Annotated in this window: 13 protein-coding genes; 9 read left to right on the top strand and 4 right to left on the bottom strand. The window is 48.8% G+C overall.

Annotated features, from left to right (window positions below; translation table 11 throughout):
- The first annotated feature begins 4 nt into the window (after positions 1-4).
- Both NF347_RS02480 and NF347_RS02475 read left to right on the top strand, forming a co-directional pair.
- Positions 5-457 (top strand): DUF1896 family protein, encoded by a 453-nt coding sequence (locus tag NF347_RS02480; protein WP_123543052.1) that lies wholly within the window; start codon positions 5-7, stop codon positions 455-457.
- Entirely contained in the window at positions 447-6563 is a 6117-nt protein-coding gene (locus tag NF347_RS02475) for a MutS N-terminal domain-containing protein (protein WP_133166439.1), read from the top strand. Before NF347_RS02480 ends, NF347_RS02475 begins: the two co-directional genes overlap by 11 nt.
- Positions 6564-6619: 56 nt before the next feature.
- On the opposite strand, the gene NF347_RS02470 is transcribed toward NF347_RS02475, so the two are convergent.
- On the bottom strand, positions 6620-7912 hold the full coding sequence (locus NF347_RS02470) for a sigma 54-interacting transcriptional regulator (RefSeq protein WP_288083955.1): 1293 nt from the start codon (positions 7910-7912) through the stop codon (positions 6620-6622).
- 322 nt (positions 7913-8234) lie between these two features.
- Here NF347_RS02470 and NF347_RS02465 point away from each other — a divergent pair, with 322 nt between their 5' ends.
- From NF347_RS02465 to NF347_RS02435, 7 genes are all read left to right on the top strand, one after another.
- Positions 8235-8843, top strand: coding sequence for a hypothetical protein (locus NF347_RS02465; RefSeq protein ID WP_107036637.1), 609 nt, complete (start codon positions 8235-8237; stop codon positions 8841-8843).
- Between the two features lie 211 nt (positions 8844-9054).
- Positions 9055-9471 carry a hypothetical protein gene (locus tag NF347_RS02460; protein WP_107036636.1) on the top strand — a complete coding sequence of 139 codons (417 nt, stop codon included), beginning with the start codon at positions 9055-9057 and terminating at the stop codon, positions 9469-9471.
- 3 nt (positions 9472-9474) lie between these two features.
- Complete coding sequence (locus tag NF347_RS02455; RefSeq protein WP_107036635.1) at positions 9475-10983, top strand: DUF4099 domain-containing protein; 1509 nt, start codon at positions 9475-9477, stop codon at positions 10981-10983.
- 205 nt (positions 10984-11188) lie between these two features.
- Positions 11189-13150: a DNA topoisomerase gene (locus NF347_RS02450; protein WP_107036634.1), complete on the top strand. Its 1962-nt coding sequence runs from the start codon at positions 11189-11191 to the stop codon at positions 13148-13150.
- 141 nt (positions 13151-13291) lie between these two features.
- Positions 13292-13582 carry a helix-turn-helix domain-containing protein gene (locus NF347_RS02445; protein ID WP_107036633.1) on the top strand — a complete coding sequence of 97 codons (291 nt, stop codon included), beginning with the start codon at positions 13292-13294 and terminating at the stop codon, positions 13580-13582.
- 140 nt (positions 13583-13722) lie between these two features.
- A complete protein-coding gene (locus tag NF347_RS02440) occupies positions 13723-14793 on the top strand; it encodes an IS110 family RNA-guided transposase (RefSeq protein WP_055301324.1) in 1071 nt (356 codons plus the stop codon).
- Positions 14794-15154: 361 nt separating this feature from the next.
- Positions 15155-15460: a helix-turn-helix domain-containing protein gene (locus NF347_RS02435; RefSeq protein WP_107037029.1), complete on the top strand. Its 306-nt coding sequence runs from the start codon at positions 15155-15157 to the stop codon at positions 15458-15460.
- A gap of 56 nt (positions 15461-15516) precedes the next feature.
- On the opposite strand, the gene NF347_RS02430 is transcribed toward NF347_RS02435, so the two are convergent.
- From NF347_RS02430 to NF347_RS02420, 3 genes are all read right to left on the bottom strand, one after another.
- Positions 15517-16746, bottom strand: coding sequence for a site-specific integrase (locus NF347_RS02430; protein ID WP_107037030.1), 1230 nt, complete (start codon positions 16744-16746; stop codon positions 15517-15519).
- A gap of 892 nt (positions 16747-17638) precedes the next feature.
- A complete protein-coding gene (locus NF347_RS02425; RefSeq protein WP_107037031.1) occupies positions 17639-18568 on the bottom strand; it encodes a hypothetical protein in 930 nt (309 codons plus the stop codon).
- A gap of 322 nt (positions 18569-18890) precedes the next feature.
- On the bottom strand, positions 18891-19505 hold the full coding sequence (locus NF347_RS02420; protein WP_068960721.1) for an RloB family protein: 615 nt from the start codon (positions 19503-19505) through the stop codon (positions 18891-18893).
- Between the last annotated feature and the right edge of the window lie 2 nt (positions 19506-19507).

Below are 19507 nucleotides of genomic sequence, written 5' to 3'. Positions count from 1 at the left end.
AATAATGACTAATAATTTTGACAGCCGAGGCTATGACCTTGACTATTACAATCTGTTCCTACGAAATTATTTGTCGGAACATAGATTCCCGGAAGCGGACGATGATACTTTCATTGCGACAAGGGCGGAGAAAGCCTATGATGTATTTGTAGCATCGCGATTGGACGGAGATGAATATTACATTTCAAGTGAAAAAGCAATGGCCGCTCTTTATGAAGGTCTTGAAATTTCAGCCTATGATTTTGTCAGCGAGATATTGATGGACGAATTTACTGACCAGATTTCATTAGAGGAAGAATCCATTGAATTTTGGACATACACGTTCCTTGAAGAACTGGCACCGGAGTTCAAGGGAATAGAGCTAAGTAATGAATGGCTTGACACTTCTGAAGGGGCGGTTTTTAGACTTATCATCATAGGCCGCATAACATTATTCTTTGAGAAATATGGCCTTTAACCGATTACAGACGATGCGCGACAACATCGAGGCTATACGGATGGCGTTTAGCCTCGGTGTCAAGGGGCGCGGGGCGCAGACTGCTGAGGAAATTGCGGTGCTGCGCAAGTATGCCGGGTTTGGCGGGTTGAAGTGTATTCTCAATGATGCCAATGAGTTGGCGGATGCAGCCAAATGGAGCAAGTCGGATATTGAACTGTTCGCTCCGACGGTTGAACTGCGTTGTCTTATCCATGACTATTCGCATGACGACAAGGAGTTTAATCGTTATATGGAGTCGTTGAAGGCTTCAACGCTGACCGCTTTCTATACTGACAACCATATTGTGGATGCAATATCCGACGCGCTAAAATATCAAGGAGTCGAGATAAAAAGTTTTCTTGAACCCTCTGCCGGTCAGGGTGCTTTTATTGACTCTTTCCTTCGTAATGGCAGATACCCCGGTGCCGAGGTATTAGCATACGAAAAGGATTTGCTCACTGGCAAAATTCTGTCGGCCCTACATCCGTCTATTCTTACCCGCATAGAGGGCTTCGAGAAGATTGAGAGCGACTTCAACGGTTACTTCGATGTCGCCGCATCCAATGTTCCTTTTGGAGACTTTGCGGTTGCAGATCCGGCTTATGCCGTTAGCAAAGAGATTGGCTATCGTCAGGCTTCCAAGTCATTGCACAATTACTTCTTTCTCAAAGGTCTTGACCAAGTGAGAGAAGGCGGTCTTATCGCCTTTATTACATCACAGGGTGTGATGAATGCCGCTTCGCCTTTCATAAGAATGGAGCTTGTGAAAAAGGCTGACCTTGTGGCGGCATTACGTCTGCCTAACAACACTTTCTCCGACAATGCCGGGACTGATGTTGGCTCAGACCTTATCATCATGCAGAAGCACACCGGAAAGAAGTCCTTGTCGGCTGATGAAGAGTTTTTCATCCAGTCGGTTGTTGACCGGGGTACAAAAGTGCCGGGCAACAAATTCTTTCAGGCTTTTCCGCAAAATGTGATATGCACCGATGCAAAGGTTGGCACTGACCAGTATGGCAAACCTGCCATCGTGTACCACCATGACGGAGGTGTCGATGGCATTGCCGAAGACTTGCGCAGGGCACTCGATGAGTCGCTACACCTGCGCCTGCATCTGGAATTATACAATTCCAACGGAATCAAGCCGCCTACGCCTGACCCTATTAAGCCGGAACCTAAAAAAACTCCAAAGGTAGAAAAGAAGTCGAGTCTCACCAACACGCCTCTGATGCAGCAGTATCAGGAGATGAAAAAGAAACATCCTGATGCCGTGTTGCTTTTCAGAGTTGGCGACTTCTATGAGATTTTCGGTAAGGATGCAGTTGTTGCCTCCGAAATTTTAGGTATAACCCTGACCCGTCGCCAGACTGGTATTGACAGCCGAATAGAATTGGCAGGTTTTCCACATCATGCGCTTGACACTTACCTTCCCAAACTTGTGCGGGCCGGTAAACGAGTGGCAATCTGTGAGCAACTTGAAGACCCCAAGTTGAAAAAGACTACCAAGCAGAAAGTGGTTGAGACGGTTACGCCCAATCAGCCGCCGAAAGCAGAGCCTAAGCCCGAACCGGAACCGGCTTCAACTCCTGCCCCCGCTCCCGTAGAGTCACCAAAAGCTGAACCAGCCAAGGAGATAGAGACAGATGGTAGTCCTGATTATACCGATAATCCAGACCCTCGACTGTTCGCATACAATCTTTTTGGAGAATTGGAGCCTATCGGTAAGCCCCGCCGTCAGCCGAAACCGGCTGAGGATACTCCCAAGCCGAAGCCGAGTGTTGAGGTCAAAGACATTCCTGTCAAAAAATTCCGTCCGCTCAATGAAAAGGAGCTGGAGTTTTACGGCTCTCTGAACTGGGAGGACAATCCGCCCATCAATGGTTTTTACGAGACTATGATGTCAATTGCACATCGTCAGTTGGAGGAAATGCGTCATGAACGTGAGACGGAAGAAGCCGCCAAACAAGCCACATCCAATGGCGAGACTATCCAAGAAGGTGGTATCACAATCCAGCGCACCGAAGGAGACTTCATTCCCGGCCAACGCTCTACTGTCAAGACAGAGCCTGTCAAGGTCGATATGTCGCCACGTCCTTTCTCGGAGGACATTCAGTTCTTCCACCACAACGGCAGTATGGTCGTTCAGGACGGTCTTGTAGGATTTCTTTCAGAAGTCCGCAAGAGCGGTGCCACATTTAACCCTCTGGAATTAAAGCCGGAACAGGCAAAACGAGCCATGCTTTATGTCACCCTGTCGGAGACATACCAGCAACTTTACAATTACGAGGCTGAGACACATGAGGCAAGTGCCGAACTGCGCGAACACCTCAATCAGTATTACGACGAGTTTGTAGAGAAATATGGTAATCTCAACGAGAAACAGAATGTGAGATTTATATTGATGGACGCGAATGGCAGGGATGCACTTGCATTGGAGCGCGGCGAAAACGGTCGCTTTGTCAAGGCTGATATTTTCGACCATCCGGTTTCATTCGCCATTGACGAGGTTACTTCGGTAGATACTCCTATGGAGGCTCTGTCCGCTTCACTCAATAAATATGGTGAGGTCAATCTCGAATATATGTCGGGGCTGGTGGATATGGATAAGGATTCCTTGGTGGATAACCTCGAAGGACACATCTATTATAATCCATTAGTCGAAAACTACGAGATTAAAGACCGCTTCATCGCCGGCAATGTCGTGGCGAAAGCCAACGATGTAAGGGCATGGATTGACCGGGAGGAAGAGCGCATCAAGAATTTCCCCGGTTATGACGGGGTTGAACCGTTCGTAGCCATGTCGAAGGACTCCCTCAAAGCGTTGGAGGAAGCCCGGCCACGCCGTATCGAGTTCGATGAGCTTGATTTCAACTTCGGTGAGCGATGGATTCCCACGGGTATATATTCGGCATATATGTCGTACCTGTTCCACACCGATGTGAAGATAGCCTATTCTTCCTCAATGGATGAATACTCGGCAGAGGCGAGCCGCAAGAACATGACCATCTGGGAAGAGTTCTGCGTAAGAGGCTATTACCGCACCTACGACGGTATGAACCTGCTGAAGCACGCCCTGCACAACACCGTTCCCGACATCAAGAAGTCAGCCGGAAAGGACGACAACGGCAACGACATAAAGGTGCCGGATAACGAGGCAATCCAACTCGCCAACACAAAGATTGACGAGATACGAAACGGATTCAGCGAGTGGCTTGAAGCCCAGTCACCAGAGTTCAAGGAAAAACTCGTTGACCTCTACAATGACAAGTTCAACTGCTTCGTCCGTCCGCAGTATGACGGCAGTCACCAGACCTTCCCTGACCTCAATATGAAATTATTGGGTGACAGGTATGGAATCCGCTCCATATATCAAAGTCAGATGGACTGTATATGGATGCTGAAACAGAATGGAGGTGGCGTGTGCGACCACGAGGTAGGGACGGGTAAAACACTGATAATGTGCATTGCAGCGCATGAAATGAAGCGTCTCGGACTGGCACATAAGCCGATGATCATTGGTCTTAAAGCCAATGTAGCCGAGATTGCCATGACCTATCAGTCGGCTTACCCCAATGCCCGTATCCTGTTTGCCGATGAAAAGAGTTTCAAGGCAGACAACCGTGTCAACTTCTTCAACCAGATAAAGAACAACGACTATGATTGCGTGATAATGTCTCACGACCAGTTCGGCAAGATACCGCAGTCGCCGGAGATGCAGCAGCAAATCCTTCAGGCTGAACTTGATACTGTTGAGGAGAACCTTGAAGTGGTTAAGCAGCAGGGGCATGATGTGTCGCGTGGTATGCTCAAAGGTCTGATAAAACGAAAGGAGAATCTTACCGCCAAGATAGCGACCATTCAGTACCAGATGGATCAGAATCGCGACAATGTTGTGGACTTCAAACAGATGGGTATCGACCACATCTTCGTTGATGAATCGCATCAGTTCAAGAACCTCATGTTCAACACCCGCCATGATAGAGTGGCTGGGTTAGGCAACTCGGAAGGCTCGCAACGTGCGCTGAATCTTCTCTATGCAATCCGTACTATTCAAGAGAGAACCGGTAAGGATTTGGGCGCGACATTCCTGTCGGGTACTACAATCAGTAACTCGCTTACTGAATTGTATCTGTTGTTCAAGTATCTACGTCCGAATGAGCTTGAAAGGCAGGATATACGCTGCTTCGACGCATGGGCTGCAATCTTTGCCAAGAAGACCACTGATTTTGAGTTCAATGTCACAAATCATATAGTCCAGAAGGAGAGATTCAGGTTCTTTATCAAGGTGCCGGAACTTGCGGCATTCTACAATGAGATAACGGATTACCGTACTGCCGAAGATGTTGGAGTTGATAGACCGATGAAGAACGAGATTCTTCATAATATCCCGCCGACGCCCCAGCAGGAAGCCTTCATCGAGAAACTGATGAAGTTTGCCGAGAGTGGCGATGCTACCATATTGGGACGCGCACCGTTATCTGAAACCGAGGAAAAGGCAAAGATGCTCATTGCCACGGACTATGCCCGCAAGATGGCTCTTGATATGCGTATGATTGACCCCAATGCCGAGGATGACCCCAACAACAAAGCCTCGCACTGTGCCAAGATGATAGCTGAGTATTACAGAAAATACGATGTCCAGCGTGGTACACAGTTTGTTTTCAGTGATTTGGGAACATATAAGCCCGGCGAATGGAATGTCTATTCCGAAATCAAGCGCAAGCTGATAGAGGATTATGGTATTCCGGCTCATGAAATACGCTTCATTCAGGAGTGTAAGACTGAGCGTAGCCGCAAGGCAGTCATCGAGGCGATGAACAGTGGCGATGTGAGAGTTTTGTTCGGTTCGACAACAATGTTGGGTACCGGAGTCAATGCACAGCAGCGGTGTGTCGCGGTCCATCACCTCGATACACCCTGGCGTCCAAGCGATTTGCAACAGCGTGACGGTCGGGCAGTTAGAGCCGGCAACGAGATTGCCAAGTTATACGCTGATAATAAGGTGGATGTAATCATCTACGCAGTTGAGAAGTCTCTTGATTCCTACAAGTTCAATCTTCTTCACTGCAAGGCGACATTCATCGACCAGCTCAAATCCGGCGCACTCGGAGCGAGAACAATCGACGAGGGTGCAATGGACGAGAAAAACGGCATGAACTTCTCGGAGTATATGGCTATTCTCAGCGGCAACACCGACCTGTTGGAGAAAGCCAAGTTAGAGAAACGTATCGCGGCACTGGAATCTGAGCGCAAAGCCCACAACAAGGGCATATCAGATTCCAAGTTCAGACTCCAGACCATCAGCCACGACATCGCCAACAACGAGGCGGCAATCAGTCGCATGAAGGAGGACGCCGCCCGGTATGCTTCGGTCGTTCAGCGGGATAAAGACGGCAACCCCGTCAACAATCTCACTATCGACACCTGCAACCTCCGTGACGAGCAGAACATGGGTATCCACCTGCAAGGTCTGGCGTTGAAAACCGACACCCACGGTCAGTACAAGCGTATCGGAGAAGTCTATGGCTTCCCCATCAGTATTATATCCGAAAGGGTGTTAGCCGACGGAAAAGAGACCGTTCAAAACCGATTTGTAGTTGAGGGCAACTACAAATACAAGTTCAACAACGGCTTTATCGCAATGTCCGACACCCATGCCGCCTGCATGAACTTTGTCAACGCTCTGGAGAAGATACCCGGCATCATCGCCCAGTATGAGGAACGAACCGCCAAACTAAAAGCCGACGTTCCCCAACTCGAAGCCATCGTCGCCAAGACGTGGGGCAAAGAGGATGAGTTAAAGCTGCTCAAATCCGAACTTGCCGCCCTCGACCGCAAAATCACCGCCGCCCTCGCTCCCAAGAAAGAGGAGCAGGACGGAGATGAGAACAAGCAGCAGCCCGATACCCAAAGGGTCGAAGTAAGAGATAACCCGTCTCAGGCAACCGGCCCGAAGGAAACAATGGTTGCCGAACCTGCGTCTCCCGGTTATCGCCAGCGAGAACCGTTAAGTTCCCGCATAATAATCGGAGGCTGTGGAGCCACTCCGCCCAGAGGGTTTCGCGCCGCCGGCCCCAAACTTTGAGAATATGTCAGCCCGCCATGACAGCGAATGAAATTCATTGTCATGGCGAGCTGATATTATTTATATCCAACAGGTATCCCATGAATATTCATTTGCTTATATATCATACTCCGTGAGAATCCACAGGCCCTTGCAACTTTTGCAATACATCCCTTATGTTCACGGATAAGGGCTTCAAGTCCCTCCCGGGTATCCGGCAGGGATACCTTCTTGTAATCATCCCGTTCGGAAGTGATGAGAGACAGATCTCCGACTCCGATTTCCCTCATTCTGGCTGTTGAGATGGCGGACTCCATGACCATATTCATTTCCTCGATATTTGCAGGCCAAGCATAGCTCCTTATCAGTTTCTCGGCGGCGGATGTGAATGTCATTCCTTTGCCACGGCCTTTGGCGCAATGCAGGTCCACCATTGCTTTTGCCATTGTCACAAGCTCATCCCGGTATTTTGCCAGCGGGCTTACGGACATTGTTGTATTCATCAGAAGATTATACAATCTGGCTGACACTTTGTTGGCTGAGACCAGTTCCGGCAAAGACTTGTTTGTCGCAAAGACTATCCTTCCCTCGAACCTGACCATATGACCTGTCTCCGGATTACGGCACAAACCTCTTTCAAACACATCCACAAGCACCTCCTGCGCCATAAGAGACATATGAGTGAAAGAGCGGAAGTAAACGGTGCCCTTGTTGGCTTCTCCGAACAATGCCTCGAAGTTCTCCCTCAAAGCCTGTCTGTTGGACTGGCAGTCCCTGTTCTCTCGATATGCGTAGTCAAATTTCTGGCGTGGATTACAGTCAAGCACCAGAAAATTGTAAGCGACACGATTGCTCATACAATGTACCAGCAATGCAAGAGGCTCTTTGCCTACACCTTTCGCCCCTTGCAGCAAGACGGGACATTCCATTGCAGACTTCTTTCCGATAATGCGTCTGAGTTCCTTTTGTCCGACGGTTATGTCCCTTACCCATGTCATGTCCGGATGGTTTATGCTTATCGAGAATATGACCTTGGTGAGATGGTCTATATCGGCATGGTCGTAATAAAACCTCTGGTCAATACCTTGGCAGTATATGTTTTTGATAAGGTTGGGAATGTCAGTACGCATATAGCCGTGGGTCTTGAATGAACCGGGCATATGCGCCTTGGCCCAGTGGATGAGTCTTCTGCCGCTACCCTCGAAGTTGGTCAGGTCAGCTATAAGAGAATCAAACTGACGGGTCCTGAGCATCTTTTTTGCTTCGGTGATATTGTTTACGGTCTCGAAAGCATCACCGAATTTTCGCAATGTCTTCGAGTAATCGGCAATGCTCTCATCCGACGCGCTGTACAGCAATATTTTCTGCACCCCGTGGCAGTCTGAGGCAGGTTCTTGTGGGATTGTCTTGCGGGGACGTGACATTTATGGAATTTATATATCTGTTAAATCATACTATTGCATTTAAAGAGAAACAACTCTAACAATCAAATAGTTGTCCGCCATAATGATTTTAACATTCAGATTGATTCACATAATAAAAGTGTAGTCAGATGTGTTTTTGAATTTTTAGTGTCACTTTGTAACACCTTAACAGACAGAATAAAATACAAACACATCCAGCCGCTGTCGTGTTTGGATTTCGCAAACGGGCGACAAATTAGTCCGCCGGATTAAGGTTACTTCAAAAACTATGGATATGACATTCACCCTCCTGAAAACCCGGTTCTTCCTGAATCTTGAAGACGGGAATGAAACCGACATGAAAGCGCACTATGAGGATATGCGCTCCATAATCGTCTCATTCGTCCACAGTTCGCTGAACTGGCGTGAGATACATACCGGACTTACCATGTTCATCTCGGAAGTCTCCCATATCATCGGAGACACCATCGGGAAGAAACTAAGGGGATACGCGGCCCGTATCCTTGAAATAGCCAAGGGGCTGCTTCGACAGCTGGAACTCTTGGTGGAAAATGGCGTCACGGTGTCATGCGAGACCGGTGAGCCGAAGTGCGAGGAATCACCGAAAGTTGAAAAGAAGGTCAAGCTCTCATCTAAATACACCGCTGTATGTGAAATCATCAATATGGTAATCTCCATGAAGATGATCAACGGCGGCAATATAACGAGCAATGAGATTATCACTCGTGTGCATCGTCTGTTCGGTCTGGACTATTCTTCGGATAAATACTACAAGACCAGAGGCGAAATCATACGCAGATGTCCCGAAGACGGAGACAGGGCATATTTCCTGATGTCAGCTGTCAGAACGCTTAACAGCGAGTATGCCAACGCATAATCCACGGTTCAACTACCGAATACAACCGATAAAACAGACGAATTTCATGATGTTCTGATATGGCATGAAAGGTAATCAGTTGAAATCCAGCAATAATATCATGTCGAAAAATAATTTGAAAATTTATGTTTCGGTACTACCGGATTACTCTATTAACCGCCGGATTTTTACCCGCTAACTTTGCAACATCAAACCAAAAGAACCCCAAAATATGGATATGACAAAACCACCTCCACAACCACCGGTCAACGCCCAGCCATATCAGAAATGGATAATGGACACATTTGGAGTAGCATTATTCCTGTTGTCAAAAATCGCCAACTCTCTGGCTGAACTGGTGTCCAAGACAAACCGTGTGCGGCTTAGCTACAAAGGCAAGACCATAATAATGGTGCAGGACATAGCGATAGGTCTTAACCTGAGTACAAGAACAATAAAACGCTACCGCAGCGATGAGAAACTGAAATATTATATCAGTCTTGACGGACATACGGTATTTACCACCCAGGAACAGTTCGATGAATTTATCGAAAAGAACTTCGTCCATTCCGATGACCCGAGAGCCACCGATATAAAGGATAGAATCAAACAGAACGCCAATAAAGGCGTAAACTCAAAAACAAAATAATTTATGGAACAACTCCAAGACCAGGAGGTGCTGATTGCCCGCAACAACGAGACGGGACAGGTAGGCGCGGTCGTCGGTCAGAATCCCGACGGCACCCCGAAGATGGCAGACGCAAAGACTGCCAAGTTGAGCGACCTCGTTAAGTTCAACAAGGGGCAGAACCCCCTCGAAGCGTTCATGTCAAACTTCATCCGTCAGGCAAAGAACCCCTCTCTGTTCGGATTCTTCAAACTCCCCGCCGACCGCTATGACGCCATTGCTCCCGCAATGGCCGACCTTATCCAAGACCCGGTGTCAAACGGCGAGATGCTCAAACCTTACGAAGTAGATGTGAAGTCTGTGGCTCAGACGCAATCGCAAGAACAGACCCCGGTGCAGGAACCGGAGGTAAACCCTCAGCCCGAGCCTGACAATGTACAGAGCCAACCGGAGGCGGCAGTCACGGCGATTAAGGCAGCTCCTATCGACCCCAACAAAATTGATTGGGCAACCATCGAAAAGGAGTGGGGCGTGACACGTCAGCAGCTCGAACAGAACGGAGACCTCCGGCAGATGATTTACAATCACAAGTCTCCGAATCTCGTCCGAATTGCCCCCGTGCTCGATGGACAGCGCATAGAGGCGGATGCCAAACTTTCGTTCAAGCATAATCCTGACGGAAGTATCACTCTTTCGCCCCATTTCATGAAGAGTCGTCCCAATCTTGAACAGGAGTATCGTGGCTATACATTCACAGAGCAGGACAAGGCTCAGCTGCGCAAGACCGGCAACCTCGGTAAAGCCGTTGACCTCGTTGACCCGAAGACAGGAGAAGTACAAAAATGTATTGTCAGCCTTGACAAACTGACCAACGAGATTGAGAGCCAGACGGTGGATGGCACCTATATAAAGCCGAAAATCGCCAATATCGAGCTGACAATGAGAGAAATCGGAATCCTGAAAAACGGTGGCATTCTGCCCAAGAAGTTTGTAGAACTCGCCGACGGTCGAAAATTCTATGCTGACCTTCAGTATAGCGTCGAGAAGCGCGATGTCGGATTCAATTCCGAACCTTACCGCAAGGAGAATCAGGAACTCCGCAATAAGGATGCTCAGACCCAGGCACCTGAAGGTGACAAGCAGACACAGGGCAACTGGCTCGACAAGGACGGCAACATCAAGCGTCTGCACCAGTGGTGCAAGATTCCGCTGGACGAGCAGAAACAGGCCGACTACATGGCCGGCAAACTTGTCCGTGTAGGAGAAAGCAAGGATAAGTTCGGCAACGACTGCATCATCTATGTTCAGTTTGACCCGCAGAAGGGGCAGCCGGAGACCACCCGCGAATATCCTGACCGCAGCAAAGTCGTCGGCATCGCCGAGGAAAGCAAGACTCAGCTGTCCGTCAACAACGACGGTCAGACCAACGAGGCGACAAAGAATATCCGAGAGCCGCTCCGTAAGGGTCAGACTGAACCCAACAACGAGACCCAGCAGAAGGAGCAAAAGAAGTCCAAAGGTCCCAAAATCTGATCTCACCACTATCCGCAATATTGAAATAATCTGACTGCCGCTATGTCGCGTGCGCAAGCGATATTTCCGGTATCCCTCCCGCCCGACATGGGGAGGTCGCGAACTCCCCGTGTCATTCATCCACCACTCAATCCGAGATTCATCTCTCTCCAAGGTTGCAACCGGCGACCGCTCAAAAAAATATTCACCCTCAAAAAATACTGACATGAAAGTCATAATTACAGAAACCACCGCCGTGGCTTCCGCCATCGCTCGCGCCCTCAACGTCAACAACAAAGTATCCGCTCCCGGCGTTTTCTACGACGCCAAGACAGCCGTCATCACTGTCCCCAAGGACTTTATCGCGCCCTATGGCGTCGGAGTACTCCCTGGCAAGGACGCTCTCCCCATAGTGCCTGAGCGATACTCCTACGGCCTGCGCGTCACACGTGGCGAACCCGGACGCAACGGTATCTCCGCCGAAGATCAGGCATACGCCGATTATATCGGAGATCTCATCCGCGGCGGCAGGGAAGTGGTTTTCGCTTCCGACGGTGGTGCCGACGCGCAAGGCAGGTTCTCCAATATCTGCCGATTCTTCAAGGTCGGCGCACCCACAAGCAGAATGTGGGTGACACGTCTGGAGAAAAAAGCACTGAAACGAGCCTACGAAACCCGAGTCCGCGGTCGTGCCATGTACAATCTCGCCCAGTCCGGTCTTGTCGCGATGGCAATGAATGAGGCGTTCAAATACAACGTGACCGAGGCATACCGCGCCATGTTCCCCCGGCTCGTAGATCCTGTCTGCCGTCAGGATATGCTTATCCTTGCCGTGGCCAACAGCTATCTCCGTGATGATGCCGCCGCGCGTACGGCTCACGAAGTGGTCACCACTCATTCGCTCATGGTCAGCGGAGAGGTGCTCGGTCAGACGGTGAAGTTCTATCCGACAACAACCTATGCTTCTAAGGAAGACTGTGCCAAGGCACACGAAGCTATCACTACACCTGGGAATCTCACATCCACCTGCTTGGAGACAGACGACGAAATCAGCGAGGCTCCGGCACTCTACACACTCGCCACATTGCAGGCCGATGTCTGGTCCCGTCTGTCAATGCCATTCGCAAAGACCCGTGACATTGCAGAGCGTCTCTTTCTGGACGGGCTTATATCGTCGCCCTTCACCAATAATCCCAAGCTCCCGGAATCCATGCGGGGATACATCCTCAAACGCTGCCGCTGGGCAAAGGGTTATCCCTTCGCCGCTGACGAGGAAGTGCCTCACACTCACGGCATCATAACCACCGGCAAGAAACCTTTCATGCCCGACACTGACACACAGGCGGTATATGACATCATCGCAGAGCGTTTCGACGCGGCCATGACCGGTGCGACGGTGTCAACCGAGCTCGTCATCGGCATGGAAATCGACGGCACACCCTTCTTTGGCACTATGCCTTGGTTCTGCTGCGACGAGGTCCCCTCCTCGGTAGAAATCAGGATAACGGGTAAATCCTGCTTTACCCATAAGAGCAAGGCGCCTGAGCCTCCGAAGATGAACGACCTGCTCGGTGTGATGGCGACACTGATGCGCAAACTTTCCGACCGCTTCAATCCCGGTATGCCGTTCAGCGCGGACAGCCATGATGTCACCGATGCCCTGGACCGTCTCCGCAACAACGGTTTCATAATCGACGTATGCGGGGAGCCGGTAATCTCCGCCGATGGCAGGCTGCTTCTGGCAACATTCGACGAGACCTATGCGCTGGAGAACCTTCTCGCGGATCAGGTAGAGGCAGAACGCCTCTATGCGAATCGCAAGATGAGCAAGGGCGGCGCGAAACTGATGGCTGAGTTCGGCAAGCGCATCTATGACAAGACCGAGCAGCTCATCAACGACAGCCGTCTGTTCAGAACCACTCCCGACACTCACGTGTGTCCTATATGCGGCCGACACTCTGTGCTGCGCTATCCCCGTGTCATGAAGTGCCACGTCTGCGGCTTCACCATGCCCTTGCAGTTCATGGGGCATAAGTTCAGCGAGAAGGAGATACACCATCTGCTGACCCACCGCTACACTTCGACAATCCCCTTTGTCAACCGACGCGGCCACGAGTTCTATGATGCCGTGGTGATCGGCAAGGGCAAAGGACTGGAATTTGCTCCGGTCATGGCGAAAATATATTGAAAACCACTGCCGATTGGAAATAAATCACTAAATTCGCAATCGAATCGCAGTCATGAATTATTCTGATTGTGGATTTAGTGGTGGCCGACGGGAGGGATCCCGTCGGCTTTTTCAATTGGAAACTTCCTGAAATTCACAAAAATGGAAGTAGTACAGATTGAAAAAGAGGTGCTTGACATGATGTTTGAGCGTATGGCATACCTCCATGACATGATACACACGCTGTTTGACAGATTGCGGGATAAAAAACCGAGAGACTGGCTTACTCTGGAGGAAACCGCCGAAATCCTGAATATCTCGACAAGGCAGGTGCGCAATCTTCAGAACGGTGGCAGAATCGGTTTCATACGTCATGGGAGAAAATGCTGTTACAAGGCAGAGGATGTTTACGCCATCATAATAAAGTCACTATGTTTGCATCAGATTAGCTGACGGGGCGCTCAACGGGGGCTGTCTGCCCCCTTGCCGCTAAGGCTTTCCCCCGAGAGGAGTGAGGAGAAAAGATAGACGTAAGGGCAATTGCATGTAAATTTGTAAAAGCAAAATACATTAACAGCAAAACCGATACGTCTATGGTACAAAGTAACAAAAAAGATTTCAGCGGACAAAATATCTCTATTGGTATTGACGTCCATCTGAGAACATGGAGTGTCACGGTGCTCACCCCCTCTGGTTTTATGCGCACTCATACTCAAAAGGCTTCGGCCAAAGAGCTCTTTGAACATTTGAACAAGCATTATCCTAACGGTAGCTACCATGCAGCCTACGAGACGGGGTTTTCGGGCTTCTCGACCTATTATGCCCTGACTGAGCTTGGTATAAAATGCACCGTGGTACATGCGGCTGACGTTCCGACCACCCAGAAGGAAAAGGTCTCGAAGTCAGACCCGGTGGATTCAAAAAAGCTGGCCAAAGCCCTTATGCGCGGCGAGCTCGGCAGTGTGTACATTCACTCGAAGGACAGCCTCGACGACCGTGCGCTGGTACGCCACCGCGCCACTATTGTGAAGCTTTCCGGCGGCATAAAATCCAGAATCAAGCATCTGCTGTACAACAACGGCGTGGAGTACCCCGAAGAATATTTCCGAAGCAACCGCCACTGGACAAGAAGTTTCATAACGTGGTTGCAGAATGACGTGCGGTTGCTCTCCGACACCCGGGTCTCGCTTGACCTGCTCATTGCCGAGGTACTCCATTACAGGGAACGCCTCCTTGATGTGAACCGCAGATTGCGCTCGCTGGCGCGCAGCGACAGGTATGCCGAGAAATACGGCATCCTGATGTCGGTTCCCGGCATTGGTTCGACAATTGCCATGAGCCTGCTTACCGAGATTGATGACATCGGTCGCTTCAGTAACCAGCGCCAGTTCGCATCGTTCCTCGGACTCGTGCCGATGATGTCATCAAGCGGCGACAAGGAATACGTCGGTGAGAAGACTTTCCGGGGAAACAAATTCCTCGGTCCAAAAATAGTCGAGGCCTCATGGATAGCCATACGGCACGACGCGGAACTCTCCGCAAAGTTCGGCGCATTGTGCACCCGCGGAATGAAGTCGCAGGAAGCCATAATCCGGATAGCCCGCAAGCTCTCCAACATAATATTTTCCGTACTGAAATCAAACCGCAGATATGAATGCCGTTAGATAATGCGACACACAAAAGTCTTATAGGCAAATACAGTAAGACGGCTACTCTCGCCTCCTTGATGAGCCTTGGCTGCATCTAAAAGAAAGGTTGTGGCGTCTTTCCTATTATGCTGAATAAGTAAACTGTCAGCCCGATGGGGCGTGACTGATAGAAGTTTGCCTGATAGGACTTTTTTTACTACAAGGCATTTCGGGCTCTAACCGATTGCCGGTTATTTGATTGGGGCAGAGGCCTCGATCATGACTCTTTTGTGCCTACACAATCGGCACAGAAACATAAGCAATTGATTTTTAACGTTAATCTTTTCTAAATCTCAACGAGAATTTTGGAATACAACATAGAAGGAGGGACACAATAATGGGTAGATACTATTCAAAACACGACGATGCGATAAAAACCTTCTTCGCGCAATGCAAGGATTGCACCGACATGGCCGGCCGGCTCATCTCCGGCCACAGGCCGACAATCATGGGAAAGAGATTCATGACGGACGCGCAGTTGTCAGACCATCTGAATATCTCACGCCGCACATTGCAACAGTACCGCGACAGCGGCAGAATCGCGTTTTATCGTCTTGACGGCAAAATCCTGTATGACGAGGACGATGTGAGGGATTTCCTCGCATTGTCATACCGTCCTAAATTTGAAGACTGGGGCACCTGAAAAAAATGCGGCAACCGGAGCTGTTTCCGATTGCCGCATTTCCTTTGTCTGATTGTTCAGAATGACATGCCGTTGAATTTGTTGCGCATCGTCTCCATATCCTCGGAAATGGTCTTGTCAAGCATTTTCGCATATATCTGCGTCGTTGTTATATCGCTGTGACCAAGCATTTTGGAGATGGTCTCCAAAGGAACGTGGTTGTTGAGCGACATAGTGGCGAACGTGTGCCGGGCGATATGGGTCGTAAGATGCTTCTGGATTTTCGCGAGGTCGGCAAGCTCCTTCAGATATGCGTTCGCCTTCTGGTTGGTCATTACCGGAAGGACAACACCCCTCGTCACCACGGTGGGATGGTCGCGGTATTTCTCCATTATCTTCACCGGAATCTCCAGCATGGGGATGATGCTCGTCTCGCTTGTCTTCTCACGGGCCTTCCTTATCCACATCTTCCCGTCCGCGTCGGTCGATATGTCGGAGCGCCTGAGAGTCTTGATGTCGATGAACGCGAGGCCGGTGAAGCAGCAGAACACAAATACGTCTCTGACACATTCGATACGGGGGAAGCCGCGGAGGTCGAGGAGCATGAGGCGGCGCAACTCGTCTTCGGTCAGGAAGCCCCTCTCGGCCTTTGTGCGCTTGAAACGCTTCCCGATGAACGGGTCATCCGTTATCCACTTGTTTGCGATGGCATACTGTATCACATTCTTCAGGTAACGGAGATAGCGGACGGTCGTGTTGTTGGCGCATTCCTTTGTCATGCGCAGGAAATGCTCAAAATCCTGGATGAAGCCTGCGGTCACGTCCTTGATGGGGATGTCGGTCTCGCCCAGCTTCAGGCTCATGAACTCTTCGAGGTAGGTCACGCACCGCTCCCAGCGTCCGAGGGTGGTCTTGCAGATGTCACCGCGCTCGCATTCTTCCTTGCGCTTGACGTTGGTCTCGCGGAAAACGTCGCACAGCATCTTTGGCTTCTCGACCAGTCCGAAATAATGGTTCTTTAGAATCTGCGGATTGATATACTTGCCTTCTATGAGAAGACGGTTGTGTATCTCGCAGAAGCGGGACCTCATGTTTTCAAGGAACTTGTTCAGCTCGATGTCGCGCCGGGACTTGCCGAGGGTTTTCTGGCGTCTCTGGTCCCAGTTGTCCGGATTGACCTTCCTACCGATTGTAAACTCGGTCTTCTGGCCTGCCGTGGAGATTCTGACGTAGATGGGATATTCGCCATCCGTGATCACGTGGGGCTTTCTCGGAAAGAAAGTCATTACAAAAAAGGATTCTTTCATACGTTGCGGATTTAATGGTTACATAAAGATAATCATTATTCGCCGGATTGTCAAGCCGGGAAGAATCCGTATCATCAGAAACGCAATATCAGGGTGTCATCATGAGAGGCGTGAGTCGGCGACTCACGGCAAAGCTGCGCAAAATACAGAGGCTCGAACCTAAAAACGTCAATTAAACACCGGATTTAGTTAAGAAGCCTTTCATTTCTTAAATGATGTTAAGAAACAAGTATCGTCCTTTCCAAAAGTGGTGTCGGGGATAGCTGAATGTGAACCCTGCGCCCCACATGGTGTCCGCTTTTTCATGGGATAAGTATCCCGGTTTCAGCCGACTCACGGCAGGAGAGGGAGGGGTGGCTCACGTCTGCGTCACTACCGTGAGTAATTTGACTCACGTTTGCGCGACTCACGCATATATCACGTCTACGCTCCGAAATCTGCTGTATTCTGCCGTGAGCAGAAAAATAAAAAACGCTGAAACTGTCATTGTTTCAGCGTTTTGCGGTGTTTTTTACGACACCAAAGTGATCCGCCTGGGGTTGGCGAATCTTATGCTTTGCATTGATAATCAAGTTGTTGGCATTGCTCTTCCTGTGGTGTACACGTTACGCACACGATAGTGTTTCAATGTTCTTCGTCATTTTTCATCCGATAGTGCAAATTTAATCATTTTCCGCGATGTACACGCTATCCTAAATGTTAAAGTTTCTGCAATCGGAATCAGCATATTAGCCGTTATACTGCTGTCAAATCTCAATTATCTTGTCTCTCTTGGAATCTCAGTGCTCGTTTGAGGGATGTTCGGAAAGGACTTCATCGCAGGCTGTGTCTCCGATAATCACAAAGTTGTCAGAGAAGTCGGCAAACGCTTCCCTGAATTTTTCAAGTCCTCCTACCATTTTATTTTATTCATCATTATTGCAATTTCTTTCTCAACCCGTGGGTCGTTATCATCTTTCAATGTCAGGAACAATGACAATTTATCCACATAGCCGGAAGTGCCTGACGGCGGATACTTCCATATCTCGATGCGCTGTGTATCTTCAAAAGAGTGCAATTCGGGTATGGAGTATTTATGTTCACGCACCCACTCCGCAGTCAAAACTCTTGTCGGGACATCCTCCGGGGCGAGCATTGAGTAATGCGACAGAGCCGAGATTCCGCCAATATCTCCTTCGGGAAATACATCTGATGTGTATTCTATGCTTTTGATTGGATCAATTAGATTGGTTGACGCCTTATCCCAAAGTTCTTTCCCTGACAGTTCAAACACAAGTTTCTTATTCCTGCTGCCTTCCAGACTAACCAATCCCAATGCTTCAAGTTGCTTTATGGATTTGGCGATTGTCTTATATTTATAAGGTACTTTATCCTCCAACTCTTTAAGCGACAAACCGTCAAGGCTCTCGATCTGTAGATGATAAAGAAGAATATATTGTGTTGACGGATAAAACAATTCTTTAATCTCACTTTTTGTTGACAGCCTGTTGATAATCAAGGTAGGCACAAATGCAAATTTATCGGCTACGATAAAATACACTCCTTGCTCCACTAATCGGTCACGCTCATAAGTCAATAAATTGTCAAAGTAAAATACAGCCGGAATATGCTTGATGCTTTCAATTCTTTCCGAAATCTTACGACGCTGCACATTGGTATAATCCATTTCACCTTTGGCCACAAGCAAAAGCATAACCTGCCCATTGAAATCAAACTGCATCATCTTGAAATTTGCAATGAGTTCAAGCCACAGACCTTTTTGGTCTTGCTTGGATAGATTCCGAAGCTCTATCTGCTGTCCGGCGATTGTTATCTCCTTCATGTTCTACGATATTTTGCATTATTCTCCGAGTGTTGGAGAATAATGCAAAATTGCGGAGAATAATCTAATTTTACAAATATATCAGGATTCATTTTTTTAACAGGGACACATTTTACATCAATCCCAGTTATAATACACCGTGGTGTTCAATGTCATTGAACACTGCAAGGTATATGAATTAATTCGGAATAACACGCTCCTCCTTAATTTCGGCAATAGAACCTTGCTTATTGCCGAAATTAAGTTATTGTGATAGCCATGCTTTTTCCCCATCGTGCCGTGGTGTTGACGAGCGAACACACTTCATACTATACTGACAAAATCAGACAATTCCCAGCTCTTTGAACATTGAGCCTATTTCGGAATAGGTATAATCCCGTTCTCCGTCAATCAGGCATTTCTCAGATTTCAGGGCATTCTCAATCGCCCTTACCCAATCACCGCCTTTCTTCTGGAAATATTGATGCAATGGATGTGTCCTGAAAAACCGTTGAGTTTTTTCATATCCACATATCCGGCAAAGCTCGTCCTCTATGCTTTTTGAATCGGCATAATTTTGTCCCGTATATCTGAAATAATAAAGGAAGAACAGTTCAGTGCAGCGGTCAGTCTCAAAGAAACGGACTTCATAATTGAGCCCCTTTTTCTCATTGTGGACCTTCTTGCCATGATATTTCCGTTTCAATTCAGAATAGGCTGCCCAACTTGTCGGGTCTTTCTTCTTATTGTCCATGTCGATAAGACAAAAAATCCTGTCATATCCGATTGCTATTGCAGATTCAATCGAGCGTTCCAATTCACGCAGGCTCGTATTCTTCGGAGTGTCCGGTTTGATGCTCTGTAACTGGCGGAACTCATCCTTCAATGAATTGAGATAGAAGAACTCCGTAGGGCCTTCGCCGATAATCACAGTGGTTTGTTTCCTTACTTTTGGCATGG

The organism is Paramuribaculum intestinale, assembly GCF_030759015.1.
Lineage (GTDB): Bacteria > Bacteroidota > Bacteroidia > Bacteroidales > Muribaculaceae > Paramuribaculum > Paramuribaculum intestinale.
This window is presented reverse-complemented; position numbering and strand designations above follow the sequence as displayed.

Excerpts from the sequence above, each read along its gene's own strand:
- NF347_RS02480 (WP_123543052.1), top strand. The coding sequence starts at position 5 with ATGACTAATAATTTTGACAGCCGAGGCTATGACCTTGACTATTACAAT.
- NF347_RS02475 (WP_133166439.1), top strand. The coding sequence starts at position 447 with ATGGCCTTTAACCGATTACAGACGATGCGCGACAACATCGAGGCTATA.
- NF347_RS02465 (WP_107036637.1), top strand. The coding sequence starts at position 8,235 with ATGGATATGACATTCACCCTCCTGAAAACCCGGTTCTTCCTGAATCTT.
- NF347_RS02460 (WP_107036636.1), top strand. The coding sequence starts at position 9,055 with ATGGATATGACAAAACCACCTCCACAACCACCGGTCAACGCCCAGCCA.
- NF347_RS02455 (WP_107036635.1), top strand. The coding sequence starts at position 9,475 with ATGGAACAACTCCAAGACCAGGAGGTGCTGATTGCCCGCAACAACGAG.
- NF347_RS02450 (WP_107036634.1), top strand. The coding sequence starts at position 11,189 with ATGAAAGTCATAATTACAGAAACCACCGCCGTGGCTTCCGCCATCGCT.
- NF347_RS02445 (WP_107036633.1), top strand. The coding sequence starts at position 13,292 with ATGGAAGTAGTACAGATTGAAAAAGAGGTGCTTGACATGATGTTTGAG.
- NF347_RS02440 (WP_055301324.1), top strand. The coding sequence starts at position 13,723 with ATGGTACAAAGTAACAAAAAAGATTTCAGCGGACAAAATATCTCTATT.
- NF347_RS02435 (WP_107037029.1), top strand. The coding sequence starts at position 15,155 with ATGGGTAGATACTATTCAAAACACGACGATGCGATAAAAACCTTCTTC.
- NF347_RS02430 (WP_107037030.1), bottom strand. The coding sequence starts at position 16,746 with ATGAAAGAATCCTTTTTTGTAATGACTTTCTTTCCGAGAAAGCCCCAC.
- NF347_RS02425 (WP_107037031.1), bottom strand. The coding sequence starts at position 18,568 with ATGAAGGAGATAACAATCGCCGGACAGCAGATAGAGCTTCGGAATCTA.
- NF347_RS02420 (WP_068960721.1), bottom strand. The coding sequence starts at position 19,505 with ATGCCAAAAGTAAGGAAACAAACCACTGTGATTATCGGCGAAGGCCCT.